This is a genomic window from Floricoccus tropicus (assembly GCF_001832905.1).
Lineage (GTDB): Bacteria > Bacillota > Bacilli > Lactobacillales > Streptococcaceae > Floricoccus > Floricoccus tropicus.
Window position 1 is genome coordinate 98,117 of sequence record NZ_MKIR01000001.1, and the last position, 26,246, is coordinate 124,362.

The 26,246-nt window shown below is 33.3% G+C and carries 26 protein-coding genes; 4 read left to right on the forward strand and 22 right to left on the reverse strand.

The features are described 5' to 3' along the window. The gene (locus BG261_RS00505; RefSeq protein ID WP_070791150.1) at positions 1-555 is read left to right on the forward strand and encodes a GNAT family N-acetyltransferase; all 555 of its coding nucleotides are present in this window, start codon (positions 1-3) and stop codon (positions 553-555) included. A gap of 31 nt (positions 556-586) precedes the next feature. On the opposite strand, the gene BG261_RS00510 is transcribed toward BG261_RS00505, so the two are convergent. The 16 genes from BG261_RS00510 to BG261_RS00585 form a co-directional block, all read right to left on the reverse strand. Further along, positions 587-1,249 carry an aspartate/glutamate racemase family protein gene (locus BG261_RS00510; RefSeq protein ID WP_070791152.1) on the reverse strand — a complete coding sequence of 221 codons (663 nt, stop codon included), beginning with the start codon at positions 1,247-1,249 and terminating at the stop codon, positions 587-589. Continuing rightward, the gene (locus BG261_RS00515) at positions 1,242-1,505 is read right to left on the reverse strand and encodes a DUF3977 family protein (RefSeq protein WP_070791153.1); all 264 of its coding nucleotides are present in this window, start codon (positions 1,503-1,505) and stop codon (positions 1,242-1,244) included. Before BG261_RS00515 ends, BG261_RS00510 begins: the two co-directional genes overlap by 8 nt. Next, the gene (locus BG261_RS00520) at positions 1,489-1,971 is read right to left on the reverse strand and encodes a hypothetical protein (protein WP_143603343.1); all 483 of its coding nucleotides are present in this window, start codon (positions 1,969-1,971) and stop codon (positions 1,489-1,491) included. Before BG261_RS00520 ends, BG261_RS00515 begins: the two co-directional genes overlap by 17 nt. A 231-nt stretch (positions 1,972-2,202) precedes the next feature. Next, a complete protein-coding gene (locus BG261_RS00525; RefSeq protein ID WP_070791424.1) occupies positions 2,203-3,120 on the reverse strand; it encodes a Dyp-type peroxidase in 918 nt (305 codons plus the stop codon). Between the two features lie 203 nt (positions 3,121-3,323). Next, a complete protein-coding gene (locus BG261_RS00530; RefSeq protein WP_070791158.1) occupies positions 3,324-4,109 on the reverse strand; it encodes an acetyl-CoA carboxylase carboxyl transferase subunit alpha in 786 nt (261 codons plus the stop codon). Further along, on the reverse strand, positions 4,102-4,977 hold the full coding sequence (accD, locus tag BG261_RS00535; RefSeq protein ID WP_070791160.1) for an acetyl-CoA carboxylase, carboxyltransferase subunit beta: 876 nt from the start codon (positions 4,975-4,977) through the stop codon (positions 4,102-4,104). The genes BG261_RS00530 and accD overlap by 8 nt, the downstream gene beginning before the upstream one ends. Before the next feature lie 18 nt (positions 4,978-4,995). Further along, a complete protein-coding gene (locus tag BG261_RS00540) occupies positions 4,996-6,354 on the reverse strand; it encodes an acetyl-CoA carboxylase biotin carboxylase subunit (RefSeq protein ID WP_070791162.1) in 1,359 nt (452 codons plus the stop codon). An 11-nt stretch (positions 6,355-6,365) separates the two neighbouring features. Beyond that, entirely contained in the window at positions 6,366-6,794 is a 429-nt protein-coding gene (gene fabZ / locus BG261_RS00545) for a 3-hydroxyacyl-ACP dehydratase FabZ (protein WP_070791163.1), read from the reverse strand. A gap of 2 nt (positions 6,795-6,796) precedes the next feature. Further along, complete coding sequence (locus BG261_RS00550) at positions 6,797-7,300, reverse strand: acetyl-CoA carboxylase biotin carboxyl carrier protein (RefSeq protein ID WP_070791165.1); 504 nt, start codon at positions 7,298-7,300, stop codon at positions 6,797-6,799. Beyond that, complete coding sequence (gene fabF, locus BG261_RS00555) at positions 7,297-8,535, reverse strand: beta-ketoacyl-ACP synthase II (RefSeq protein ID WP_070791167.1); 1,239 nt, start codon at positions 8,533-8,535, stop codon at positions 7,297-7,299. The genes BG261_RS00550 and fabF overlap by 4 nt, the downstream gene beginning before the upstream one ends. An 11-nt stretch (positions 8,536-8,546) precedes the next feature. Continuing rightward, complete coding sequence (fabG, locus tag BG261_RS00560) at positions 8,547-9,284, reverse strand: 3-oxoacyl-[acyl-carrier-protein] reductase (RefSeq protein WP_070791169.1); 738 nt, start codon at positions 9,282-9,284, stop codon at positions 8,547-8,549. A gap of 7 nt (positions 9,285-9,291) precedes the next feature. Beyond that, positions 9,292-10,212 (reverse strand): ACP S-malonyltransferase, encoded by a 921-nt coding sequence (fabD, locus tag BG261_RS00565; RefSeq protein ID WP_070791171.1) that lies wholly within the window; start codon positions 10,210-10,212, stop codon positions 9,292-9,294. A 5-nt stretch (positions 10,213-10,217) separates the two neighbouring features. After that, the gene (locus BG261_RS00570; protein ID WP_070791173.1) at positions 10,218-10,442 is read right to left on the reverse strand and encodes an acyl carrier protein; all 225 of its coding nucleotides are present in this window, start codon (positions 10,440-10,442) and stop codon (positions 10,218-10,220) included. Positions 10,443-10,463: 21 nt separating this feature from the next. Continuing rightward, positions 10,464-11,432 carry a beta-ketoacyl-ACP synthase III gene (locus BG261_RS00575; protein WP_070791174.1) on the reverse strand — a complete coding sequence of 323 codons (969 nt, stop codon included), beginning with the start codon at positions 11,430-11,432 and terminating at the stop codon, positions 10,464-10,466. A 3-nt stretch (positions 11,433-11,435) separates the two neighbouring features. Further along, entirely contained in the window at positions 11,436-11,873 is a 438-nt protein-coding gene (locus tag BG261_RS00580) for a MarR family winged helix-turn-helix transcriptional regulator (protein ID WP_070791176.1), read from the reverse strand. An 82-nt stretch (positions 11,874-11,955) separates the two neighbouring features. Then, the gene (locus tag BG261_RS00585; RefSeq protein ID WP_070791177.1) at positions 11,956-12,390 is read right to left on the reverse strand and encodes a hotdog family protein; all 435 of its coding nucleotides are present in this window, start codon (positions 12,388-12,390) and stop codon (positions 11,956-11,958) included. Between the two features lie 139 nt (positions 12,391-12,529). Here BG261_RS00585 and fabI point away from each other — a divergent pair, with 139 nt between their 5' ends. Continuing rightward, positions 12,530-13,285 (forward strand): enoyl-ACP reductase FabI, encoded by a 756-nt coding sequence (gene fabI / locus BG261_RS00590; RefSeq protein WP_070791180.1) that lies wholly within the window; start codon positions 12,530-12,532, stop codon positions 13,283-13,285. Between the two features lie 71 nt (positions 13,286-13,356). Here the strand turns inward: fabI and BG261_RS00595 are convergent, their stop codons facing one another. From BG261_RS00595 to BG261_RS00615, 5 genes are all read right to left on the reverse strand, one after another. After that, on the reverse strand, positions 13,357-13,659 hold the full coding sequence (locus BG261_RS00595; protein WP_070791182.1) for a hypothetical protein: 303 nt from the start codon (positions 13,657-13,659) through the stop codon (positions 13,357-13,359). Positions 13,660-13,726: 67 nt separating this feature from the next. Beyond that, positions 13,727-15,550, reverse strand: a complete 1,824-nt coding sequence (gene lepA / locus BG261_RS00600; RefSeq protein WP_070791425.1) for a translation elongation factor 4 — start codon at positions 15,548-15,550, stop codon at positions 13,727-13,729. Between the two features lie 99 nt (positions 15,551-15,649). Further along, positions 15,650-17,509 carry a P-loop NTPase fold protein gene (locus tag BG261_RS00605; RefSeq protein ID WP_070791184.1) on the reverse strand — a complete coding sequence of 620 codons (1,860 nt, stop codon included), beginning with the start codon at positions 17,507-17,509 and terminating at the stop codon, positions 15,650-15,652. A 29-nt stretch (positions 17,510-17,538) separates the two neighbouring features. Then, positions 17,539-18,021, reverse strand: coding sequence for a GNAT family N-acetyltransferase (locus BG261_RS00610; RefSeq protein WP_324609665.1), 483 nt, complete (start codon positions 18,019-18,021; stop codon positions 17,539-17,541). Between the two features lie 91 nt (positions 18,022-18,112). Beyond that, entirely contained in the window at positions 18,113-23,356 is a 5,244-nt protein-coding gene (locus BG261_RS00615) for a S8 family serine peptidase (RefSeq protein ID WP_070791188.1), read from the reverse strand. A 252-nt stretch (positions 23,357-23,608) separates the two neighbouring features. On the opposite strand from BG261_RS00615, the gene murT reads away from it, so the two are divergent. Together murT and gatD are read left to right on the forward strand one after the other, a co-directional pair. After that, complete coding sequence (gene murT, locus BG261_RS00620) at positions 23,609-24,961, forward strand: lipid II isoglutaminyl synthase subunit MurT (RefSeq protein WP_070791191.1); 1,353 nt, start codon at positions 23,609-23,611, stop codon at positions 24,959-24,961. Between the two features lie 12 nt (positions 24,962-24,973). Next, entirely contained in the window at positions 24,974-25,759 is a 786-nt protein-coding gene (gene gatD, locus BG261_RS00625; RefSeq protein WP_070791193.1) for a lipid II isoglutaminyl synthase subunit GatD, read from the forward strand. A 31-nt stretch (positions 25,760-25,790) separates the two neighbouring features. On the opposite strand, the gene BG261_RS00630 is transcribed toward gatD, so the two are convergent. Beyond that, positions 25,791-26,246 carry a DUF1801 domain-containing protein gene (locus tag BG261_RS00630; protein WP_070791426.1) on the reverse strand — a complete coding sequence of 152 codons (456 nt, stop codon included), beginning with the start codon at positions 26,244-26,246 and terminating at the stop codon, positions 25,791-25,793.

Below are 26,246 nucleotides of genomic sequence, written 5' to 3' on the forward strand. Positions count from 1 at the left end.
ATGTTGTCCTTTAATAAAATCTCCAAGAAATCTTCTTCTGATGAAGAGATAGCAAAGCTGAAATTTTTATATAGAAAATCTTTTCCTCGGGACGAACAAATACCCTTTCGTACCCTATTAAGTAAGTCCGATAAAGACTTTGTTGATTTTCTAGCAGTTTATGATGATGATTTGTTGATTGGTCTTGTATATCTTATGCATGATGGTGATTTAACCTATCTGTCTTATTTAGCGGTTGATGACGATTTTCAATCACGTGGTTTTGGGAGTCAAATTCTTCAAGCCTTGAAAAAGGAATATACTAACCAGAGAATTTGTCTAACATATGAGAAGATAGATCCAAAGGCTGACAACAACGCTCAACGACTTGCTCGTATAAAATTCTATGATAAAAATGGATTTGACTACCTTAATTTTTATATAGAAGAATATCATGTTTTATATTCATTTATGTCGAATGGACGTCCTGTCAATCCAAAAGAATATGCAGATTTAAAAAAGAAATTCTTTGGTAAAATGCTATATTTTATGCCAAAAGATAAAATTTATAAGTAAAGAGACTTGAAAATTTTCAAGACTCTTATTTTTATATACTATTCCTTACCTTTTCTACCATCAATCCATCAACATTGAGACAGGATATATCTGTCTTTTTTTGATATTCATTAAAGAAATAAGGAAAATGTGTACAGGCAAAGACAATTTTTTCTACATTATTTGCTTTAAAAAGTTCAATACTTGCTGGTAAACCATATGACTCAACAATTACCTTTGGATTTTCATGACGTTCGACTGCATAAACCCACTCTAAATTTGAAATTGATGTTATGGAAATATCTTCATTAGTTTGACTCATAACTCTTTCCACTCCTGCTGCTCCTTGGGCATTAGCAGCTAGAACTCCTATTTTATTATAGTTAGTAGCTAGTTCACGATAGAGTGTAAAGGGAGTAATTATATTTATTTGAAGTATTTGAGCAAGGCTATCAAAATCAACAGATGCTGACAGAGAGTTACAATAAATGAAGAAAATATCTACACCAGAAGTTTTATAATCTGAAAGAATTTCTTTAATGATTTTTTCTCGTTTATCCTCGTCCATTGTTTGAAAATAAGTTTGCTGGTTGGGATCCTTAGAAATTGCTCGCTCTATTATCTCAATTTCATCAGAAAAGTTATCCTTTAAGAGCTTAGCTCCGGCTTCTGTATCTACTGGTGTGCCTGCCATTACAAGAATCTTTTTATTCATTATTATCTTCCTCAATCTCTTTCGATGAGATTCCCAAAATAAATTTGAAATCACTCCTTTTCTTATTCGTTTTCTTAAATCCTTTCTTGCTATCAAGTATAAATACTTTTTGCTTAATCCATATTCTCACATAAACTGAATTAAAATTTATAGGTCCATAAATTCCTTTTTTCTCATACTCACTTCCATCTGCACGCTCAAATTCAGTTCTAAGAAGATGATTGTTACCAAAGCCAAACTCAAAGTATTTTCTCATATAATTCTACCTTATTTTTTCCTTCGCTTGTTATCTTCTTATTTTCACAATATTTGAATAGAACATTTAAAAACATGTATGTTGCAATAAATAATAAAGATAAAGCTCCTAAGTTTCTCAATAATTCGTTGCCATCGTAATATAAATATGAACCTCCTGATTGACCATTAAATATTTTGCCATCAGACATAAAAAGCAATACAGACCATGTATATGTTACTGATGTTGTTATATTAAGACAAAATAATTTAAATTTTGTCCACGGCATTTCTTCAATATGAATAAATGGAAATAAAAAAACACTGAGAGGCATTGCGTACATTATCAATAAAATACCAAATGATAAAACGATATAAAAAAAATATCCTACATTATAATAATATTTTAATATTTCTTCCTCAGCAAATAAAGAAATGATTAAAAGAACAATAGAGGTGATAATTTTTTGATTTTTATTAGATCTCAAAAAAATACAATTGGAGAAATTAAACTTTATTAATAGTTTAGTTGCAATAAAAAAAATCAACGAATATAGAAAAAATGGTAATACAACAAAAATTAACCCTAATATTAGCAAAATTATACCTTTCAAAATTATATTTATGTATTATATTATATAATACTAAATTAAAATTAAAATTAAAATTAAAACAAAAGAAAAAACCATCTTTCAGGTTTTAACTTTTAATAATTGATTTTAAAATGTACCGTCAGCAATTTCAGCCAATGTATCATAAGAAGGGATGAAGAATAGATTACCTGTTATCGGAGTAGAAAAGTCTAGTAAACGGTCATAATTTCCTTTTGGCTTACCTTGGAACATATTCACTAACATTCTATGAGTAACAGAATAGTAACGAGAATAACCAATAAAGTAAGTTCCCACCTTATTTTCACCTGTTACAGCAAAGGGAACGTTCATGCGGATAATCTTGTTTTCTACACCAGTTGTATCATCAACAGAAACTACATTATGAGCGTTCTTCATCTTAGCATCATCATCAAGTTCCTTGTCGTCATATTTACGGCGACCAATTGAAGCTTCTTGATTCTCAGTAGTCTGTTTGTTCCAATAAGACATATCATGGATGTATTTTTGAGCGAAGGCGTAAGAACCATTAATGAATTTTTCATCCTCTTCACCAACAATAGCATATTCAGGAATTTCTGCACCAACAGGATTTTCAGTTCCATCGACAAAACCAATAATCGCACGACCCTCAAAATTCCTAAAACCATGAGTTTCATCCGTTAACTTAACATAGTCCTTAATAATATCATAGCAAAGTTGATGTATCTCGTAGCAAATAGCCATTTCATTTGCTCTGATATGGAAGAATAGGTCACCAGGTGTTGCTACTGCTGGAACTTTTGGTCCATCAATTTCCTTAAATGGTACAAGTTGATTTGGTTTTGCTTTACCTGGGAACAGATAATCCCATGCCTCAGACCCAATACCAAAAGCAAATTCTAACCTATCATCAGGATAACGAGTTCGCATACTATTTAGAAATGGTGGAATGTGATCAGCTAAATCAGCAATGGCATCCTTCGCCCCATCTACTTTATCCATTGTGTAAGTTGCAAAAACGATATTTTTACCAGGATCTTTCATTACATCTTGTGCACCTAGAATTACTTGTTTTTCAGTCACTTTATTCTCCTTAATTTATAAGCCTTTATATTAAATAATTATAGTCCAATTATTTCTAAAAGTCATAGAATAATGTGATTAAATCAATTAATAAACAAGAAAAAACCAAAATAGTAATTACAATACAAGTTATATAATTACTGTTTTGGTTATTATATCAATATTTAAAATTTCCTAAAACGTTCATACCTTTGTTCAAGAAGTTCTGTACTTGATAAAACTTGCAGTTGACCCACAGCATTCATAAGCTCTTCTCTAACGTTTTTGATAAGGACATATTCACTTATTCTCATTCCATTTTTGGTTTCTGGAATTATCTTATCAATAATAGAAAGTTCCATAAGTTCATCTGGAGTCATCTTCATAATGTCAGCAGCTTCTTTGGCACGTGAACTATCCTTCCATAAAATAGATGCAAATCCTTCAGGCGATAAAATAGAGTAGATAGAATTTTCAAGCATCCAAATTTGGTCAGCTTGAGCAAGTGCAAGTGCTCCACCACTTCCACCTTCACCAATTATAATAGAAAGAATGGGAACCTTTAAGGTGGACATTTCAAGTAGGTTACGTGCTATCGCTTCACCTTCTCCTCTTTCTTCAGCTTCTATACCACAGAAGGCCCCTGCAGTGTTGATAAAATTAATAATTGGTCGATTAAACTTTTCAGCTTGTTTCATTAGACGCAATGATTTTCTATATCCTTCTGGACTTGCTGAACCAAAGTTACGTTCAATATTCTCGGTTAAACTACGACCTTTTTGCGTTCCAATAACAGTAACTGGAATATCACCTAGCATAGCTACACCAGCGACCATAGCCTTATCATCTCCATAATATCGATCACCATGAAACTCCATAAAATCTGTAAAAACTTGATTCATGAAATCTAAAGAAGTTAGTTTTGATTGTTCACGCGCTAATTTTAATATTTCATAAGCATTCTTAGTCATGATCAACCTCTTTTTCTTCTGTTGATGAATGGATCCTCAATAATTGAGATAAATATGCCTTCAATTCGTTACGACCAACTATTTGATCAATGAATCCATGCTCCATTAAAAATTCAGCCCTTTGAAAGTCCGCAGGCAACTTTTGCTTAACAGTTTGTTCAATTACCCTACGGCCTGCAAAACCAATTAATGCTTGAGGTTCAGCAAGGATAATATCCCCTTCCATGGCAAAACTAGCTGTAACACCTCCAGTAGTCGGATCTGTAAGTACTGTTACATATAAAAGTCCAGCATCTGAGTGCCTCTTAACTGCTTGAGATATTTTTGACATCTGCATTAGTGACAAAATTCCTTCTTGCATCCTAGCACCACCAGACGCTGTGAAAAGGACAACAGGTAGTTTATCAGCAAGAGCTCTTTCAAAAAGACGAGTAATTTTCTCACCAACAACTGTTCCCATAGATCCCATGATAAAATTGGCATCCATAATACCTAAAGCAGTCTTATATTCTTTTATTGAGGCTTGACCTGTCCATACTGCATCTCTTAAACCAGTTGATTTTTGCGCTTTTGCTAATTTTTCCTTGTATCCGGGGAAATTTAATGGATCTTTACTTTCCAGTTCACCATTCCATTCTATAAAACCTTCATCAGCAATTAATTTCAATCGATTTTCAACTGACATACGAAAATGATAACCACAGTTGGGACAAACTTGACTATTTTTCACCTCTAAGTGATAAATCATTTGTTTACAAGATGGACACGACCACCAAATATCATCAGGAATCTTTTCACTTGCTTTTTGACTAGAAATAGGTGGATTTAGGCGAATATATTTTGCTTTTTTCTTTTTAAATAATCCCATAATTCCTCCTTATCTTAACTAAATTTTCCAGGTCGGTAAAAATTCCTCTTGAACAAATGCTGTATCATAGTCCCCACTGATAACCTTTTTATGATTAAGCAGAGCCCTTTGAAAGTCAACATTAGTCACTAGCCCATCTGTAACAACCTCATCGAGTGCCCTATTCATCTTCATCAAAGCTTGCTTGCGGTCCTTACCATGCACAATAATTTTAGCAATCATTGAGTCATAAAATGGTGGAATTTCGTAACCATCATAGACTGCACTCTCCACCCTTAACCCCAAGTTACCACTTGGTAGAAAAAGATTTTCAATTTTTCCTGGACTAGGCGCAAAATTCAGCTTTGGATTTTCAGCATTAATACGACATTCAATGGCATGACCTGATAATTTAACATCATCTTGACTAACAGATAATTTCTCACCTGATGCAACTATCAATTGTTCATTTACAATGTCAATTCCAGTAACCATTTCAGTTACTGCATGCTCAACCTGAATTCTAGTATTCATTTCCATGAAATAGAAACTACCTGACTTATCCATCAAAAATTCTATGGTACCAGCACTCTCATAATCAACTGATTTTCCAGCCTGAACAGCAATCTTTCCAAGATACTCACGGTTATCTTCAGAAAGTTCATCGTATGGAGCTTCTTCAATTAATTTTTGATTATTTCTTTGAAGTGAGCAATCTCTTTCTCCAAGCTGAATAACATTTCCAAAAGAATCTCCTAGAATTTGAACTTCAATATGTCTTGCTGGATAAATAATCTTTTCCATATACATTTCATCACTTGAAAATGCGGCTTTTGCTTCTTGCTGAGATGCGTTAAATTCTTTGGGTAATTCTTCTTTTGAAAATACCTTTCGAATTCCTTTTCCACCACCGCCAGCAGCAGCCTTTAACATTACGGGATAACCAATTTCATCTGCTAATTTCAAAGCTTCATCAACTGAAAAAATTGCACCATCGCTTCCAGGAATTACTGGAACTCCAGCTGCTTGCATTATTTTACGAGCATTAACTTTATTTCCCATCTCATCAATCGTTTTACTTTTGGGACCAATAAACTTAATTCCACATTCTTCACACATGAAGGCAAAACGAGAATTTTCAGAGAGGAAACCAAAGCCTGGATGAATCGCTTCTGAATTTGTGACTAAGGCTGCTGATAAAATTTGTTGCTCATTCAGATATGAATCACTTGCTCTTGCAGGACCAATGCAGATTGCTTCGTCAGCTAATTCAGTATGAAGGGCCTCTCTATCAGCTTCTGAATAAACAGCTACCGTTGCAATTCCCATCTCACGACAAGCTCGAATAATTCTTACCGCTATTTCACCACGGTTAGCAATTAATACTTTTTTAAACATAGCTACACCTCTTAGTTAATTGCGAAAGTTAATTCAGCCTCAGCAACTTTCTTTCCATCAACACGAGCAATCCCCTTACCAACACCAATATTTTCCTTAAGCTTTGTAAGTTCAACCTCAAGAATCAATGTATCCCCTGGTGTAACCTTTTGACGAAACTTAGCTTTATCAATTGAAGCAAAATAGGCTGTTTTCCCCTTAAATTGGTCCATTGATAGAAGTAAAACTGCGCCTGCTTGGGCCATTGATTCAATAATCAAAACCCCTGGCATTACAGGTTCATGAGGGAAATGTCCTTGAAAGAAAGGTTCATTAATAGTTACATTCTTTTTAGCTATAATTTTTTCTTGACCATCTATTTCTTCAACACGGTCAATTAATAGCATTGGATAGCGATGAGGTATTATTTCTTTTATTTCTTGAATTGTTAATAGTGACATTTCTAACCTTCCTTAACACGAAATAGTGGCTGATTAAAGGCAACTACTTCTTCATTTTTAACAGCAATTTCAGTGATTATTCCTGAAATGTCTGATTGGATTTCATTCATCAACTTCATAGCTTCAACAATACAAACTGTTTCACCAACTTCCACCCTATCTCCAACATTCTTAAATACTGGAGTATCAGGTGTTTCTTGAAGATAAACAACTCCAACCAATGGTGAAGTGATACTTGCTAAATCTTCTTTAGACTCTTCATTTTTACTTTCTTCAAGCTGATGAGGTTTTTCAACCTCTTGTTGAGCTGATTGTGTTAAATTCTCTAAATTTTCACCTTTGTTTCCTGAAAGAGAATTATTTTTTTCAGGGTTAACAGGTAACAAGTTAAGAGGATTATCTAGTTTTGATAGATGAAGATTAAAATCTCCTTCTTGCCAATGAAGTTCTGTTAGACTAGTTTGGTCAAATTGTTCGATTAAGTCTTTTATAGATTTTATCTTCACTCTTCATCCCATCCCTTCATCAAAATTACTGCATTATGACCACCAAAACCAAGTGAATTACTCAAGGCATATTTAACACTGGCATTTTGACTTTGATTTTTTATAATATTTAAGTCGATTTCTGGGTCCATATTTTCAATATTTATACTAGGTGGAAGAAATTGGTGTTCCAATGCTTCAAGAAGCACGACTGCCTCTACACCGCCTGCTGCACCGAGTAAATGACCTGTCATTGATTTTGTAGAAGATACTGGAACCTTGCTTCCATATTCACCAAGACCATAATGGATGGCTGTTGCTTCACTTGAATCATTAGCTGGTGTACTAGTTCCATGTGCATTTACATAATCAACTTGTTCTGGCTCAATCCCTGCTTCGTTGAGCGCAAATTTAATGGCTTTACCTGCACCTGACCCATCAGGATTTGGAGCAGTCATATGATATGCATCACAGTTTGCACCATACCCTACTACTTCAGCAATTATTTTTGCTCCGCGTTTTTGTGCATGTTCAAGTGACTCTAAAACCAAAATTCCTGCACCTTCACCCATTACAAATCCATCACGATTCTTATCAAATGGTCTTGAACCTTTGTCTTTGTCAGTTTGTTTGCTTAAGGCTGTAAGTGATGCAAATCCTGCAATACCAATTTCACAAATTGTAGATTCAGCACCGCCTGCTAAAATTACATCTGAGTATCCATGCTTAATGTTTCGATAAGCTTCACCGATTGAATGAGTACCTGACGCACAGGCTGTAACAGTGCTGGTACAAATACCTTTTGCTCCTACTCGTAAGGCAATATTTCCTGCAACCATATTGACAATAGACATGGGCACAAATAATGGTGATACACGACTTGCACCTTTATCGTTCATTCTGCTTACCTGATCTTGAATTGTTGGAAGTCCTCCAATACCTGAGCCAACCATAACACCAAAGCGATCTTGGTCAACAAGCTCTTTATCAAGATTTGCCATTTGAAGGGCATCAAGACTGGCATGAATTCCATATATTGAAAACAAGTCCATTCGCTTGGCATCTTTTTTTGTAAAGTATTTTTCTAGCGGGAAGTCTTTGACCTCTCCAGCAAGGTTAACACCAGTATTAGTAGAATCAAAACGAGTAATTTTATCAATACCATTTGTTCCTTTTTTCAAACTTTCAAGGAAGTCCTCTTTATTATTTCCAATTGGCGATACAACGCCATATCCTGTAACTACAACTCTTTGCATTGTATACCTTTCTATCCGTTCATAACCATTCCGCCGTCAACATTTATCACTTGACCTGTAATATATGGACTTTTGGCTAAGAATACTGCAAGTTCAGCAACATCATCAACACTCCCAAAGCGGTTCAGTGGAATTGTTGCCTTAATTTGCTCCTTAACATTATCTGAGAGAATATCTGTCATTTCAGTTTCAATGAAACCTGGTGCAATAGTGTTGGACCTAACATTACGACTAGCGCCTTCTCTTGCCATGCTCTTAGACATTCCAATAATCCCAGCCTTACTTGCTGCATAATTTGCTTGACCAAGATTACCAAGTTGTGCCGAAACACTTGATAGGTTGATGATGACGCCATATCTTTGCTTCATCATTTTTTTAAATATTTGTTGACTTACATTAAATGTTCCCGTCAGATTTGTCGAGATTACATCATCAAAATCACTAGCCTTCATCCGTAGAAAAAGAGAATCTTTTGTAATGCCCGCATTATTAATCAAAATATCAATAGTGCCTAACTGCTCTTCGACTTTTTTGAGCATATTTGCTACATCTTCAAAGGATGAAATATCCCCAGTAGCAGCTATACATTTAACACCATTAGCTGCTATTTCATTTATCAAATTCTCTGAGATTTCAGAACGACCATTTAAAATAATATTTGCTCCTTCTTGGGCAAATTTTTTAGCAATTGCAAGTCCAATACCTCTACTACTTCCTGTAACAAGAACTGTCTTATCTTTTAAATCCATATTATTTCTACCCCTCATAAGAATCTAAGAAATTTTGCAAAGATTTAATATCCTCAATATTATAAGTTTCAAGATTTTTATCTATCTTTTTAACAAAAGATGTTAAAGTCTTGCCAGGTCCAATTTCAACAAAACGTCCAACTCCTAGATTTATCATTTCATCAATAGTTTGATAGAAACGAACTGGAGACATTACCTGCCTGGCAAGTAAATCATCAAGTTGATCTTTCTGCATAATTTCGGCTTGAACATTACCAATAATTGGTGTGTTCATTTCTTGCCATTCAGTTTCAGAAAATATCTTTGCAAGTTCTCTTGAAACTGGCTCATAAACTTTTGTATGAAAGGGGCCACTAACGTTCAAGGGAATTATCTTTTTATGACCCTCTTCTTTTAAGATAGCAACAAATTCATCAACTGCTTCACTTTCTCCTCCGACCACAATTTGTTTAGGAGTATTATAATTTGCTACTGAAACCAGACCATCAACCTGTTCAGATGCCTGCTCAATAATAGAAATTGGAGTATTTAAAACTGCTACCATTTTCCCAAAGTTTTTGGGCACGGCAGCAGACATTAAGTTACTTCTTTTTTTAACAAGCATTAGACAATTAGAAAAGTCAATAGCACCAGATGCCACAAGAGCAGAATATTCCCCAAGACTTAGTCCTGCAACATAGTCAGCCTCAATCTTGTTATTTCTTAAAATGCTTAATATACCATTTGAAATGGTAAATACAGCAGGTTGAGTATATTCAGTTTCATTTAAAAGGTCATTTTCGGTAAAAACTATTTCTTTTAAATCATAGCCAAGAATATCACTGGCCTGATCGAATACTTTCCTGAACTCAGATTCATTTTGGTAGAGATCAAGTCCCATACCAACATATTGTGAACCCTGTCCACTAAATAGAAATGCTGTTTTCATAACATTTACTTTGTTGCATTATCAACGTAGACTACTAAATCTTCAACAGTATTGATAGGTTCAGTTGTATCAATTTCAATATCAAATTCATCTTCAATCTCATTAATTACTTGGAAAATATCCAAAGAGTCCGCATCTAAATCTTTAGTGAAATTAGTTTGAAGCGTAATATCTTCAGTATTTTTATCTAGTTCTTCAGCAATAATTTCTTGAATTTTTTCGAATGTCATAATAGTTTCTCCTATTTATTTCTATAATTTTATAAGTATGTTTCCCCAAGTCAGTCCACCACCAAAAGCTGATAAAAGAATTTGCTGGCCACTTCCGAGGGTTAAAATTTCATTTTTAATGGCTTCATCCAACAAGATTGCTACTGATGCACTTGATGTATTGCCGTATTTTTCAATATTTTGTAAGAATTTTTCTCGAGGTTGTCCAATTTTCTTGGAAACTTGATCTAAAATCCTAGCATTTGCTTGGTGTAACAAATAATAATCTATTTGCTCTGAATAATCTTTTATTGTTTTGCTTACATTACCTACTACAAATGAAAAAATTTGTCTTCCATCCATTGATAGCTTTTCAAGTGAATTTTCTTTACTTGATGAATCACTTTTAACCCAAGGATTAGTAACAGGTGACTTACCTGACTGTAAGCAATTTGCTTTTTCTCCCTGAGCATAAAGATTGCTTGAAAGGATGTGCTGTTCTTGACTAGATTCCAGTATGACGCCTCCAGCACCGTCTCCAAAGAGAACTGCTGTCGAGCGATCTGACCAATCAACTGCCTTCGACATTACATCTCCTGCAATAACCATGCCCCTTTTATTACTAGCACCAACCATTTTCTCAGCGACTGTTAAGGCATATACGAAACCAGAGCATGCTGCTGAGACATCAAGTGCCCAGGCATTTTTTGCTTCAATAGCTCCTTGGACAATGCAAGCAGTCGATGGGCTTTGGTAATCTGGAGTCATACTTGCAACGATTATAAAATCTATATCATTTGCATCAAGACCTGATTCATCCAACATTTTTTTAGCTACTTCAATACACAAATCAGATGTGTCTTGTCCAGTTGAAATATGTCGCTCTTTGATACCTGTTCGTGAATATATCCACTCATCATTTGTATCAAGTATTTGGCTAAGGTCATCATTGGTTACAACATTATCAGGTGTATAGGATGCAGTTGCAATTATTTTTGCAAATTGTCCCATTATTTACTCCTTGATTAAGAATGAATGAAGATTTTTTAAACCGCTTGTTAGGGCTGAAACTTCATCATCGTTCATACCTTCAATCACTTGATTTATCATTTTATAGTGAAATGATTCATGGGCACGATAGACAAGACGTCCTTTTTTGGTTAAACCAAGTTTTACAACTCGCTTGTCATCCTCACTTCTTAGCCTTTCAACGTAACCCTTTTTAACTAGCTTATCAATCGCCGTAGTAAGAGTTCCCAAAGTTACCGAAAGTTCTTTTGCAACATCAGTTGCAGTTTTCTTTTTGTACATACCTATCTTATCGATGGTATGGATTTCTTTTATTGATAAATCACTGAAGTTCTCAGCCTTGAGCTGCTTCTCTTCTAAATCAATAATATCGTTATAAACGATAACTAGTAGTTCATTTATTTGTTTTAATTCAGGTGACATTTTTTTATCCTTCATAATTTTTAATTCAAATTACTTTGATAATCAAACTATAAATTATTTATAAAAAAAATGCAAGTAAAATTTATTTGTCTCCGACAATAAATGTAAATTGACATGTTACTTTATTTTCACCATTCACTGTAGCCCAGGCATTTGCAGTACCAACACTACCTTTTATTTTTATTATTTCAAAATTTAAATCCATAATATCATTCGGTCTTACTTGATCGATAAATTCAACCTTATTAAAACCACCAATATATGCAGTCTTACCCAAAAACTCAGGTGATTTCAATATTAATATTGAACCTGCTTGTGCAAGTGTTTCAACAATCAAAAGACCTGGCATAGAAGCATCTTCAAAAGAATTTTTAAAAAAATCCTCGTTGTTACTTACGTTTTTTCTTGCAACAATTTTTTTACCAGCATCTATTGATATTACACTATCAATATACAAAATGGGATATCTATTTGGAATTGTATCTAAAATATCTTTTCTGGTTAATATTTCATTCACAAAATGTCCTCCTTAATTTTATGAATACAAAAGTATCATAGTTTTAAAAATAAATCAAGCAAAATTTAATTTGACAATCAAAGTATTTTATTTAATAATATTCATGTTTAGTAAATTAAAAATGAGATTAGGAGATCTTATGGGATTCTTAGATGGAAAAAAAATAGTAGTTATGGGCGTAGCCAATAAAAAAAGTATTGCTTGGGGTTGTGCCAAGGCACTTATGGAACAAGGAGCTCAAGTAATCTATACCTACCAAAATGAACGAATGAAAAAATTAGTAGTAAAATTATTAGGAACAGAAGCAAATCTAGTTGAATGTGACGTTGCTTCAGATGACAGTATAGCTACTGCTTTTGCTACTATCAAAGAAGAATATGGAAATATCGATGGGCTAGTACATGCCATTGCTTATGCAAATAAGGAGGATTTAGCAGGTTCAGTCGTAGATATCAGTCGCGATGGATTTTCACTTGCTCAAGATATATCTGCCTATTCACTTATTGCCGTTTCTAAGGCTGCACAGCCTATCTTAAATGATAATGCAGGAATTGTAACTCTCACTTATTTAGGAGCTGAACGAGCCGTTCCTAACTATAATATGATGGGGATTGCAAAAGCCGCCTTAGAGGCAAGTGTTCGCTATCTAGCTGCTGATTTATCACCACAAAATATTAGAGTCAATGCAATTTCAGCAGGTGCAATCAAAACACTAGCGGTTTCTGGTGTCAAAGACTACCAAAAACTAATTGAAATCTCAAAAGATCGTACACCAAGCAAGGTTGGTGTTACAATTGAGGAGGTTGGAAATGCCTGTGCTTTCTTAATTAGCCCCCTTTCAAGTGGTATTATTGGAGAAGTAATTTTTGTTGATAAAGGTGTGCATCTTTCATAAAAATATATATTTTAAGAGTATACACTGATTAGACTTTATAACGCAAAAAAATAGTCCTTATTACTAAGGGACTATTTTTTCTTTGTGAAAGTTACAATATTTGTCATACCAAGCATACCTTTTTTAGCAACTTGTTGAAATTTCATTTCTTTATTTGATACTTTTTCAATAATATATCTGGTACCATTCTTTACCGAAGCAAATATTATTTGATTTTCATCTTCTGATTCGATAATTATATTTTTATTAAACCCTAAATCCTCATCTGTCATTATCCATTCATCATCATTCTTAGAAAAACTATAGCTAGTTTCCCATTCTTGACAATACCATGAACCAATAAGCCAGTTGTTAGATCCTTCAAAATTTTCCATAATACACTTCTCCAAATTATTTATAAATTCTTTAAAAAATCACTTCCGAAAAAGTGATTTTTTTATTTTATTCTTCATCCATGCTAAGTACACTCAAGAAGGCTTCTTGCGGTACTTCTACACTTCCGATTGATTTCATACGTTTCTTACCTGCTTTTTGTTTTTCAAGCAGTTTTCTCTTACGTGATACGTCACCACCATAACACTTAGCAAGTACGTTTTTACGAAGAGCTTTAATATCAGATCTTGCCACAATTTTATGCCCGATTGCTGCTTGAATTGGTACTTCAAATTGTTGACGAGGAATGATTTTCTTCAGTTTTTCTACAATTAATTTTCCACGCTCATAGGCAAAATCCTTATGTACGATAAATGATAGAGCATCAACCTTCTCACCATTCAATAGAATATCCATTTTAACCAAGCGGCTTGGACGGTATTCGCTTATCTCGTAGTCGAAACTTGCGTAACCTTTAGTAGAACTTTTTAGCTTATCGAAGAAATCATAAACGATTTCTGATAGTGGAATTTGATAGATTATGTTAACTCGGTTGTCGTCAATGTAATCCATTGTTACAAACTCACCACGTTTACGTTGAGCAAGGTCCATAACGGCTCCAACGTAGTCTGACGGTACCATGATTTGTGCCTTCACGAATGGTTCTTCAATGTTTTCAATCTTAGTTGGATCAGGGAATTCACTAGGGTTAGAAACTACGATGTTTTCACCATCTGTTGTATTGACTTTATAGATAACACTTGGTGCTGTCATGATAAGGTCAAGGTTAAATTCGCGCTCCAAACGTTCTTGAATAACGTCCATATGGAGAAGACCCAAGAATCCACAACGGAAACCAAAACCAAGGGCTTGAGATGTTTCAGGCTCGAATGTTAAACTTGCATCATTTAATTGAAGTTTTTCAAGGGCTTCACGCAAGTCATTATAGCGATTACTATCAATTGGATACAGACCACAGAATACCATTGGATTTAATTTCTTATATCCGTCTAGTGGCTCAGAAGCTGGGTTGTCAGCAAGAGTTACAGTATCACCTACACGAGTGTCAGCAACTGTCTTAATTGCAGCTGCGACGTAACCAACGTCTCCAGCCATCAAATAGTCACGTCCAACTGCTTTAGGAGTAAAGATTCCAACTTCTGTTACATCAAAAGTTTTTCCATTACTCATCATTTGAATTTTATCGCCTGGTTTAACAACCCCATCCATGACACGGATGTTAAGGATAACTCCACGATAGGCATCATAAACAGAGTCAAAAATCAAAGCCTTAAGCGGTGCTTCAACATCACCTTCTGGTGCAGGAACTTTTTCAACGATTTGTTCAAGAATCTCTTCAATTCCGATTCCTGCTTTTGCACTAGCAAGAACGGCATCACTAGCATCAAGACCGATTACATCTTCAATCTCAGTACGTACACGTTCTGGATCAGCAGCTGGTAGGTCAATTTTGTTAATTACTGGCAAAATTTCAAGATCATTATCTAAGGCTAAATAAACATTAGCCATCGTTTGAGCTTCGATCCCTTGTGCAGCATCTACGACAAGAACTGCACCCTCACAGGCAGCAAGAGAACGAGATACTTCATAGGTAAAGTCAACGTGTCCTGGTGTGTCGATAAGGTGGAATATGTATGTTTCACCATCTTTTGCAGTGTAATTAAGCTCAATTGCATTTAGCTTAATTGTTATTCCACGCTCACGTTCCAAGTCCATTGAATCAAGCAATTGGTTTTGCATTTCACGCTTTGAAACGGTTTGAGTTTGCTCCAAAATACGGTCAGCCAAAGTCGATTTACCATGGTCAATATGCGCAATGATTGAGAAGTTACGAATCTTCTTCTGGCGCTCTTTTAATTCATTAATATTTATATTAGACATTTAATTTCCTCATCACATTTTGATAATCGTTTTATTATACCATAAATTACTAGCAAAAAGCACCCACTTGAGTGCTTAATCTTACATCCATTAACTATTTAAGAATTTCACATTGATAGTGTTTAATCGTTTAAAAATCTCATCCCAATCTTGTGAATTATCTATATATTTTTTTATTTTATCTTTAATTACGAAAGAAAAATCGATTTCCCCACTAAAAACATTTTTATCAAAGTATTGATTATCATTTATTAAAATATTAAAGAAATTAAAGTAATTATAGTCATCCAATTCATTTAAATAACTCTTATTTTCTGGTGAGTTATTTCCTTTATCAGTCGAAAAATAGATTGCTAATATTTCACTTTTAATACTTAATTTTCTATATTTGTCTTCATTATTAATTAATATTTTGCATTTCTCATATACATTATCATCTATGATATTTTGACTATTTAAATTAAAATTTCCATAATTTCTAATTATATGTAGAAAATAAGAATAATCATCAGCGAAAACGTCTTTCCTTTGTTTAAATAAATCATTTATTTGACCAAAATTTTTTTCAGCCCACAAATCTAGATAATTTGAAATAATTAGATGAATTATTTTTCCATCAAAAGTGAAAATATTTTTTTGTTTTCTCAACTCTTCAAAAGCAATATCTGCAAGTCTTGGTAGATAATTGTTAAATTCATCATCTGGAAGATCTGAAATATATTCCAAAAAGTCTTCATCATCTTTTTTATTTCCAGAAATAAAGTTTCTTAATTTTTCATCATTTGACAAAATTTCGTGTGCTTCGGATGAACTCAAGTTACTTACCGAATCCAGGACTAAATATCCATCCATCTTCTCCAAAAATGGACTAGGAACTTTATAGTTTGAGCTCAAGAAGTACTTTATATTTCTATATAAATTTTTCTTTTTATTTTTCCTTTCGATTTCTTTATCAGTTGGAAACCATCCTCTTCTAAGTTTGTTATATTCTGTTGGATAGAATAGGTAAAGATATATAACAAATAATTTTTGGATTGGTTGTACTTTTTCTTTTCGCTTATAAGTAATAAATTCTGTATTAACATATGTATTAAAGGCTGAAAGTTCACGTAGATTTCTATTTTCACTAATGATAAAATCGCGTAATTCAATCATATGAACTGCATGACTTTTGTAGTCTTTAATTCGAGAGTTATTTTGATCAATAATAATAAAAGTATTTTTAAATGTCTCTAGTAACTCTTCAAAATAGTCAGACCAAATGTTTTGAGGTTGTAAATCATAAGGAATATCTTTCCTTACATCAATAATCTTTTGAAGATACTTATCTTCTAACTTTCCATTGCGTTTTTGATTGTTTATTTTTTCGTAATCCCCTATAAAGATCACCGTAATTTTACCTTGTAAAAGATTAAAAAGCTTGTAAGCGGCATTTTGTCTTTCTTTTGAAACACGATCAAAATCATCAATTATCAAAACTTTATTACTATATCCTATAGTAAAATTTTTTAAAAACCATATATAAATATCGTCAGTGTTGTTTAAAAATGTATTTTTCAATGCCAATAATACTGTAGATAACACTACTAAAAACATAAATATTGAATTAATATTACTGTTATCTTTCCAAAAAGCATAACTTGTTGTTATCATAATAATAAACAATATAATGCTTATTGTTCCATAATATAAATATGGATGAAGCTTTTTCATAGTATATTTAACTACACTACTATTATCACCAGTCCTCCATAAATCTAAATACACAAAATTTACGGAATTATTTTTATTTTCAACGTTTTTTAAAAACGTAGTTTTTCCACTTCCCCACTCACCATTAAAAAAAATAGTTTTATTTCTATTATTATCAATAAAATCCATAAAATTTTTTTCAGCAATTCTTGTATTTATTTTTTTTATTTCCAACTTCTTATTATTAAAATAATCCATTATATCTCCTACATATAACGTTAAACAATTTATTTCTTCACCTTAAACAAAAAATGTGGCATATCAATTCCCTTGTAAAATTTATTAAAAATTCTATCCGCTGTCATTCCATTTCTAATGGCGACATTCATAGAGGCAATATTATTATTTCTAACAGTAGATACAACTTCTCTAACCTTCAATTCATTAAATGCATATTCTTTCACAGCACGCGCAGCTTCTACAGCATATCCCTTGTGCCACTCATCAAAAATCAAATGATAACCTATTTCTTTATAAATCTCGCCTTCTACTACCTGATCAGTAAGACCACATTCACCTATAACTTTTCCGTCATCTTTTAGCTCAATTGCCCATAAACCATATCCATTTTTCTTATATGACTCTATATTCCACTCTAACCAAGAAACAATACGTTCGTCAGAAAATGCTCCTTCGTAGGCATACATCACTCTATCATCTCCTAGAAATGATTTTAAATATTTTTCATCTCCTAGTTCCCATTCTCTCAATATTAATCTTTCGGTCTCTTATATCAAAAATATCTATATAAATACTCAAAACCCTCAGGCAAGTGAGCCGAGGGTTTTAAAATATTATCTTTTAATTTTGTGAATCTTCATCAGACTCATCTTTGTTTTTTTTGCGTTTGTAGAAAAATAATCCACCGGCTAAAGCTATTATGCCAGCTCCTATTGTTGCCCAAAGGGCTTTTTCTTCACCAGTGCTTGGTAAATTCTTTCTTACAGATGAGCTGTTTTTATACCCAACTTTTCCAGAATTGGCTGTATTTCCACCATTTCCATTATTTCCGATAATACCAATTGGTCCTTTTGTACCAGAACCTTCTTGATTATTATTGTTTTTGTCTTTATCTTTGTTCTTGTCTTTATTGTTCCCATCTTCACCTGGATTTGGAACAGGTTTTGGTTTTTTATCATCAGGTTTCGGAATTGGTGTTGGTTTTTGATTAGTTGCTTTTATTGAAATTTTTGTAGATGTGATTTCACTTTCATTTCCTGCCTTATCGAAGGTCTTGAATTGAAGCACAGTGTCCTTCTTAATTTCAAAAGGTTTATCATATTCTTGCCAAGTTTTTCCATCATCTAAGCTATATTTTACTTTTGTTATTTCATCTTTTGAATCAATACCAAGTTCAACAGTAACTTTTTCTTTATCTTTATCGACAATGAGATTAACAGTTGGTTTCCCTGCAATTGCAGTACGGATATTCTTCACTTCAAAAGTAGAAACTGATGATTCATTTCCATATTTATCCTTATATTTGAAGTAATAAGTTCCATTTTCTACTACAGATATATCATTTGGAACCTCTGTCCAAACCTTATTGTCGGTTGAATAATAAAGAACAGGTTTTTCAAAATTACCAGCAGCATCTTTTACTGCTTGATAATTATCTGATGAAAGAATAATTGACTTATTAGTCCATTCTGTATTACTAGACGAAATACTTGGCGCCTCAATATCTTTTTTATGATGACTTACTGTAAAATCAAGTTGTGTTTTATTTTGAAGCTCATCAACTAAAAGTGCAGTCATTTTAGAAGTATCTTCTTCAAGTACTTCGACATCATAATTTACATCTACTGCAGGTTTTCCAGCAAAGAATTTTTCATTAAATACTTCGTACGCTTTATCACTGTATACATGGCTATTATTTATTGCAAAATTGTAACCAGATAAGTTATCAGTTATTGTTGCTTTTACAGTATAAGGATTTAAATTTGTATAAGCTGCTAATTTACCATTGTGCTCTTCAATACCTTTAAGTTGAAGACTCGGTAACTTATCATCTACCCATATTTGATATGCATAATTAACAAGAGGACGACCATTATTTAATCTGTCATCTTGAACATATGCTTGAAGTCTATATGTTCCAGTTGTTATATTCTTCAATTTATAACTAAATTGAAGAGTATTTGGATCGTACTGTACTTTTTCTCCATTAAGAGTAAAGTTCTGAACAGGGTATGCCAACTTACCTGTAACAGTTAAAGACTTAGCTGATTTATCATAATGTTCACTTTCAGTATTAATCAGCATTAAGCCTGAATCTAAATTATCAAGACTTAAGACATCAGAACTTAATGAAGTACTACCTGATGAGGCAATAGTTATTCCTACATATGTCTCATTCCCGATTTCATTTGACGCGACTACATAATATAAATTATCTCCGTAATTGAGTTTAACTTCTTGGCTAAAGTTGCCTGATTCTTCAACTTCAACAGGAATTTGCTCTTTTGTATTTGGATTATAAAGAATCACATCACTAGCATCTTTAACATTACCTGAGATTGTATATTTATCATCTGTTGTATTAATTAGACTATTTTCACCTAATCCGTTAACAGTAACTTCTGGTCCTACGATATTTACATTTACAGCAATTTTAGAAATTTCTTTTTTACCAGATTTGTCTTCTGAAAAAATTACTTCTTTTGTAGAATTTGTTAGAGGGATTGAAACCTTAAATAGTCCATTTTCATCAGTTTTCACTTCAACACCATTTACAAATATTGTTGTATTTTCTTTGTAACTACCAGTTATTTCAAAGGTTTTATTTTCTTCATCAAAGCCTGCAGTAGCTTGGTTAATTGAATCACCATCTGCAATGTTATAGGCTAGTAAGCCATCTTTACTAGTTTCATAGATAGTTGAGGCATAAGTTGAATTTCCAGCATTATCACTAATAGCAAGTTCAATATTATTTTTCCCTTTTTCAAAGTAATCAGTAAATGATTGAACTGATTCGTAGGTATCACCTTTTTTGGCAACTTCAATTGTTGTTTTTTGACCATTTAAGGAAATAGCAACTACCCCTTCATTCAATCCTGAAAGCTCATCACTAGCTTGGAAAACAATGTTACCGTTTTTATTGACACTTAGTTTATCCAATTTTGGAGCAATATTGTCAACTGTGATTGGAATATATGTTGTCTGGTCTGCTCCTCCTGTTTTTGGACTTACTGTTACTTTATACTTGTATTGTCCATCTTTTACCTGGGTATCTTTACCAGTCTTTTTATCAAATACTTCTCCACTCCAAGTGGCACTTGTTACTGTGTGGTTACTCCATTTACCACTTGCATAGTAATCTTTTTGTCCGCTATTATCAATTGAGAGTTCTCTAATTGTTTTGTCCTTATCATCTACAATTTCATACTTTGCTTCATTGAAGTTTTTGTTGAAGTAAAGTACTGGTACTGCATAATCTTGAACCTTATCCTTGTTATCAGGTGAGATTGCGATTTTTTTTGGATCAACATTTGTTTTTCCAGCTTTGTCTTTTACAATACCTAAAACATAATTGTTATCAGAAATTAAATATCCGGACTGATTTGGTGCTGAGTGTCCATCCTCATATATTAATGGATCGATAATTTTTCCTGAATCATATTTACCGAAGAATCCCATATATGGAATAACAAGGTTTGGAACATCAACTCCATCAAAACCAACGAAACCTTCAACAAATTGATTCTCAGCAAAATCGTACGGTAAATTAACTGTGAATGTAATATCTTTTGATTCACCAGCTTTGATAGTAACCTTGTTACTATCAGTCTTTATACTTGCTTTTTCAATTTTTGTATCGTAAATCTCTTTGTTTTCATCAGTTTTTTGAGTATAGACTCCACCATAATCATTAAAGGTATATGTTTCGTCCTTAGAACCATTGTTTTTCAAAGTAACAGTAAAAGTTGATGAGCGACCAATTTCCCTAAGGGTAATTGTTCCATTTCCGTCTGCTTTATTAGCAAGACTGACATTGTTCTCAATCGCAGCAGCAACATTTATTTGTCCTGCCCCTTGTCTTCTTGGAGAGATTATTTCCTTTGTGTGATCAAGATCAATGATTGGAACTGATGTAGATAGAGCTGAATTTTTAGCAAATTTAACTAATTCAGAGCCACTTAAGTTAAGATTTTTTTGTTTAATAGCTTGTAATATTAATGCTTCAGATCCGGCAACAAAAGGAGCCGCCATCGAGGTACCACTCATGTTTTGATATTTATTATCATTAGCCAATGAATAAATATTTCCACCAGGTGCAGAAATTTCTGGTTTGAAATTCAATTCAGGTGTTGGTCCCCAAGAACTAAAGTCAGACATCTTTCCTGCTTCAACATTATTTATTGTTGCCATATTAAAATCAAATGCAACATTTTTTCCTGATTTTGATGCCTCTACTAATTTCGCACCATCTGCTTGTGAAAAACCAAGTGTAGGAAATTCTTTATCATCAAGACTCATTGATACTAAACCATCAGTATTATTGTATATAATGACAGCGACAGCACCATTATCCTTAGCACGTTTTGCTTTTTCAGTAAATGTAATGGCACCACGTGAAATTAAAGCAATATTTCCTTTTAATTCATCTTTCTTATCAGAAGTGTAATCATCTTCTGTACCTAATCCCAAGTCAACTAACTTATGTTCAGATTTTAGACCACTATAATCTGACTCCGCCTGAGTAAACACTGTTGTTGAGCCGTCATTTAAATCAGGGATTGAATCAAATTTTACTAATCCTTTTATTTCCTTAATAGTTTCAATCTTAACCTTTGAGTTTTCTGATGATGCAACTGTTAGAGCCTCTGGTGTAACACCAGGACTACCAGTTGTACTCAATTCTGGCGTATCAAATTGATTCTTAGGATTTCCATCCCCAGTTGATCCACTTGTTCCACTATTCCCAGCAGAAATGACAGAAATAACCCCAGCATCACTTGCTTTTTTAATTGCTTGTGATTGAGGATCATCAATATCTGTATTTGCAGCAGGAGATCCTAAACTCATATTGATAACATCTGCACCAAGTTTCACTGAATCTTCAATTGCAGCTATCACATCATCACTATAACATCCTTTATATGCAGTGTTATTTGAGAACACTTTCATTGCAAGTAGTTGGGCTTCTGGTGCAACTCCTTTGATATCACCATTTGAAGCCGCAATTCCAGCAACGTGCTGACCATGCATACTTCCTGTTGTATCAACAATTTCAGTACTTCCATCTGCATAATTATAACCAAAAGGCACCTTCTCTGTGAAATACTTGCCTTTTCCAAGAGCCGTAGCTGAATCTTTGTTTAAACGTCCACTGCTTTTATTTGATAAATACAGATCTTTATGACTTGAGTCTATCCCAGTATCAATGATAGAAACAACCATTCCTTCACCCTTAAGTTGATGTTCTTCCCAGACTTTTTGAACTTGACCCAAAGAATTTGCATCAGCGTCAGTAGGATAAAAAACCTGTGCTGGCGTAACTGCCAATACTCCATTTAAATCTTTTATTTTATCGTAATCTGCTAATTTAATATCAATTGAAAATGCATTTACAAGATAACCAAATGAACGACGAGCTTTTGCTCCCGCAATTTTTTCGATTTCATTTTTAACTGATTCTTGATTTCCTTTTACAGAATCAATTTCTTTTTCAATTTTTTCAATAGATCTCTTATTACCACTACTTGTTCCAACCTTGTCAATCGCAGCATTCTTGTCTAATTGAACAATTACACGAATTCTTTGATTTTGATCAATCTCTGTCTCAGAACCACCGTCTTTAATAATTCCTTCTAGCTTCAATTGTTCCTTTACTGTATCATAAAATGATTTAGTATTATCTTCATTTTTTAACTGACTTTGATTTTGAAGATACTCTTTTAATTCATTCTCATATTTGGCTGATGATACTGTACTCTCCTTTTGGCTATCCTCCGCATAAACTGTTGCAGCTTGCAACACAGGCGTCGATAATAGTAAAAAACCTGCAGTAACAATGGCTGACTTCTTCAATTCTTTTTTCAATAAACTTCTCCTTATTTTATTACAAAGCAATAATTTCATATATCATCTTCAATCAGTTATTTTTAGAATTATACATAATTATCAGACAATTATTGTTAATGATTATATCACATACTCACATAATAATAAATACATTCATAATAAAAATATTTTGTTATGTATTATAAATTTTTAATTGTAAAATACATTATATAATTGTATACCTATTTCTCTTACTTTTTAAATACTCGCTTTTATGCTAAAATATCTATTATGAAAATACAATCATTTTTTGCTGCTTCAGTAGGAAGATCAGCGCATTTTGTACTAAAAAACTTTTTCAAGAGAGGTTCTACTTTCCCTGGAAAGCTAGCCCTTCAACTTGATCCAAATATACTTGATGAACTTGCCAATAACTACGATGAAATCATCGTTGTAACAGGTACTAACGGAAAAACTTTGACTACTGCTTTGACTGTTGGAATTTTAGAACAAGCCTTTGGCTCTGTGACTACAAATCCTACCGGAGCAAATATGATAACAGGGATTGTATCAACCTTCCTGACTGCTCCTAAGGGGACAAACGGTAGTAAAAAAGTTGCTGTACTTGAAATTGACGAAGCAAGTTTACCTAAAATTACCCAATATATAAAACCAACACTTTTTGTTTTTACAAATATATTTCGTGATCAAATGGATCGTTATGGTGAGATTTATACAACATACGATTTAATCCTTAAAGGCGCAGCAAATAGTCCAGAAGCTACGGTTCTTATGAATGGCGACAGCCCACTTTTCAACTCAAAAGAAGTAGCTAACAAGGTTCTTTACTACGGTTTTGATACACAAAAAGATGAGCCAAAACGTGCTCACTATAATACTGAGGGTGTCCTTTGTCCAAAATGTCATCATATACTTGAATATAAGACTAATACATATGCTAATTTGGGGGATTACCTCTGTCCAAACTGTGATTTTAAACGTCCTGAACTTGATTACAAGCTTACAGAACTTGTTAGTATAGACAATGTGTCAAGCGATTTTATTATCGATGGTCAAGATTACAGAATCAATGTGGGGGGACTATATAATATCTACAATGCACTTGCGGCTGTAGCTGTGGCTGAATATCTTGGCGTATCTAGTAATCAAATTAAAGCTGGTTTTGATAATAGTCGTGCTGTTTTTGGTCGTCAGGAAACTTTTAATGTTGGTAATAAGAAATGTACACTTGTTCTTATTAAAAATCCAGTAGGTGCCAATCAAGTTCTTGATATGATAAAGATGGCACCGTATCCTTTTGCATTAGTAGCATTACTCAACGCTAACTATGCAGATGGTATTGATACAAGTTGGATCTGGGATGCAAACTTTGAGTCAATCACTGATATGGATGTAACAAGCGTTATAACTGGTGGTGTACGTCATTCTGAAATGGCACGACGTCTACGTGTCGCCGGTTTTGACGAAAATAATCTATCAGAAGTTGAAAGTCTAACTGCCGTACTTGAACAAATTGAAAATCAAGATACTGATCATGTATATATCCTAGCAACTTATACTGCTATGCTTGAAATGCGTGAGCTACTTAAAAATAAAAATATCATCTCTGGAGAGATGAAATAATAAGGAGACAGCATGTATAAATCAATAGAATCAAAAGAAAAAAATTATCCTTATTCACTTAATGCAGCTCATTTGTACGGAGATTTAATGAATACATACGGGGACAATGGAAATGTCCTCATGCTTAAATACGTTGGTGAAAAGCTCGGTGCGCATATGACCTTCAATATTGTTAGTCTTGAGGATGATTTCAAGGCTGATAAATTTGATCTTGCTTTCTTTGGTGGTGGTCAAGACTACGAGCAAGTGATCGTAAGTGAAGATTTGCCTAAAAAAGCCGATGGTATCAAAAAATACATTGAAAATGATGGAGTTATGCTTGCAATCTGTGGTGGTTTCCAACTTCTAGGACAGTACTATGTCGATGCGAGCGGAAAAAAAATTCCAGGTATTTCAGCAATGAACCACTACACTCTTAACCAAAAAGATAATCGCTTCATAGGTGATATTGAAATTCATAATGATGAATTTGATGAAACTTATTACGGTTTTGAAAACCATCAAGGTAGAACTTTTTTATCTGACAAAGAAAAACCTCTCGGTAAAGTAGTTTTTGGCCAAGGAAATAATAGTGAAGATGGCACTGAAGGTGCCCATTACAAAAATGTTTTTTGTAGCTACTTTCACGGCCCAATTCTTTCAAGAAATGCAAATCTCGCTTACCGCTTGATTAAAACAGCTCTTGAAAAAAAATATGGGAATGAAATTGAAATTCCTGCATTTGAAGATGTCCTTGCAAATGAAATGCAAGGTCAAGTTGTAAACGATATAAAACGTAAGGCAGAAAAAAGTAAATAATTAAAAACGCTTTGACTTTAGTAGTCAAAGCTTATTTTTTTCTATATCTTTCATAATTATTTACATAATCTTCAAGAGAAATCTTTTCCATCAATTCTCCTATTAGTTCATAAGGAATATTTTTGACATTAGTAAACCTTATACAAGATTTTCCCATATTAAGTTTTGTTGGAACTTCTTTTGCAAATTCATCTTCAAACCAAGCTAGTAGTGCACGATTTCCCATCAACCCCATATGATATAAGGAAATATAATTTTTTTGGCTTGCTAGGCTGACAAATGGTAAAGGTTCATCATTTTGTCCTAAATATCCTTCAGGAAATATTGATAAGGGCACAACATAAGTTGGCATATCATATTGAAAGTTCAAGTCGAAATCCGATGGTATATTTTCATTTATAACATCTAATAACTTTTCATAAGAAACTTTCCATTTATCATCAATAGCTGAAATATATTTTTCAATCTCTTTATTAATATTTGACAT

What these genes read in the sequence shown, in the direction of transcription:
- BG261_RS00515 (WP_070791153.1), bottom strand. Translation starts at nt 1,505, where the DNA reads ATGAGAAAATACTTTGAGTTTGGCTTTGGTAACAATCATCTTCTTAGA.
- BG261_RS00505 (WP_070791150.1), top strand. Translation starts at nt 1, where the DNA reads ATGTTGTCCTTTAATAAAATCTCCAAGAAATCTTCTTCTGATGAAGAG.
- BG261_RS00580 (WP_070791176.1), bottom strand. Translation starts at nt 11,873, where the DNA reads ATGTCACCTGAATTAAAACAAATAAATGAACTACTAGTTATCGTTTAT.
- BG261_RS00525 (WP_070791424.1), bottom strand. Translation starts at nt 3,120, where the DNA reads ATGAAAGATCCTGGTAAAAATATCGTTTTTGCAACTTACACAATGGAT.
- fabG (WP_070791169.1), bottom strand. Translation starts at nt 9,284, where the DNA reads ATGGATTTAAAAGATAAGACAGTTCTTGTTACAGGAAGTAGTAGAGGT.
- BG261_RS00530 (WP_070791158.1), bottom strand. Translation starts at nt 4,109, where the DNA reads ATGACTAAGAATGCTTATGAAATATTAAAATTAGCGCGTGAACAATCA.
- BG261_RS00630 (WP_070791426.1), bottom strand. Translation starts at nt 26,246, where the DNA reads ATGTCAAATATTAATAAAGAGATTGAAAAATATATTTCAGCTATTGAT.
- fabI (WP_070791180.1), top strand. Translation starts at nt 12,530, where the DNA reads ATGGGATTCTTAGATGGAAAAAAAATAGTAGTTATGGGCGTAGCCAAT.
- fabZ (WP_070791163.1), bottom strand. Translation starts at nt 6,794, where the DNA reads ATGTCACTATTAACAATTCAAGAAATAAAAGAAATAATACCTCATCGC.
- murT (WP_070791191.1), top strand. Translation starts at nt 23,609, where the DNA reads ATGAAAATACAATCATTTTTTGCTGCTTCAGTAGGAAGATCAGCGCAT.
- BG261_RS00605 (WP_070791184.1), bottom strand. Translation starts at nt 17,509, where the DNA reads ATGGATTATTTTAATAATAAGAAGTTGGAAATAAAAAAAATAAATACA.
- BG261_RS00540 (WP_070791162.1), bottom strand. Translation starts at nt 6,354, where the DNA reads ATGTTTAAAAAAGTATTAATTGCTAACCGTGGTGAAATAGCGGTAAGA.
- BG261_RS00595 (WP_070791182.1), bottom strand. Translation starts at nt 13,659, where the DNA reads ATGGAAAATTTTGAAGGATCTAACAACTGGCTTATTGGTTCATGGTAT.
- fabF (WP_070791167.1), bottom strand. Translation starts at nt 8,535, where the DNA reads ATGCAAAGAGTTGTAGTTACAGGATATGGCGTTGTATCGCCAATTGGA.
- gatD (WP_070791193.1), top strand. Translation starts at nt 24,974, where the DNA reads ATGTATAAATCAATAGAATCAAAAGAAAAAAATTATCCTTATTCACTT.
- accD (WP_070791160.1), bottom strand. Translation starts at nt 4,977, where the DNA reads ATGGGATTATTTAAAAAGAAAAAAGCAAAATATATTCGCCTAAATCCA.
- BG261_RS00510 (WP_070791152.1), bottom strand. Translation starts at nt 1,249, where the DNA reads ATGAATAAAAAGATTCTTGTAATGGCAGGCACACCAGTAGATACAGAA.
- BG261_RS00575 (WP_070791174.1), bottom strand. Translation starts at nt 11,432, where the DNA reads ATGGGACAATTTGCAAAAATAATTGCAACTGCATCCTATACACCTGAT.
- BG261_RS00570 (WP_070791173.1), bottom strand. Translation starts at nt 10,442, where the DNA reads ATGACATTCGAAAAAATTCAAGAAATTATTGCTGAAGAACTAGATAAA.
- fabD (WP_070791171.1), bottom strand. Translation starts at nt 10,212, where the DNA reads ATGAAAACAGCATTTCTATTTAGTGGACAGGGTTCACAATATGTTGGT.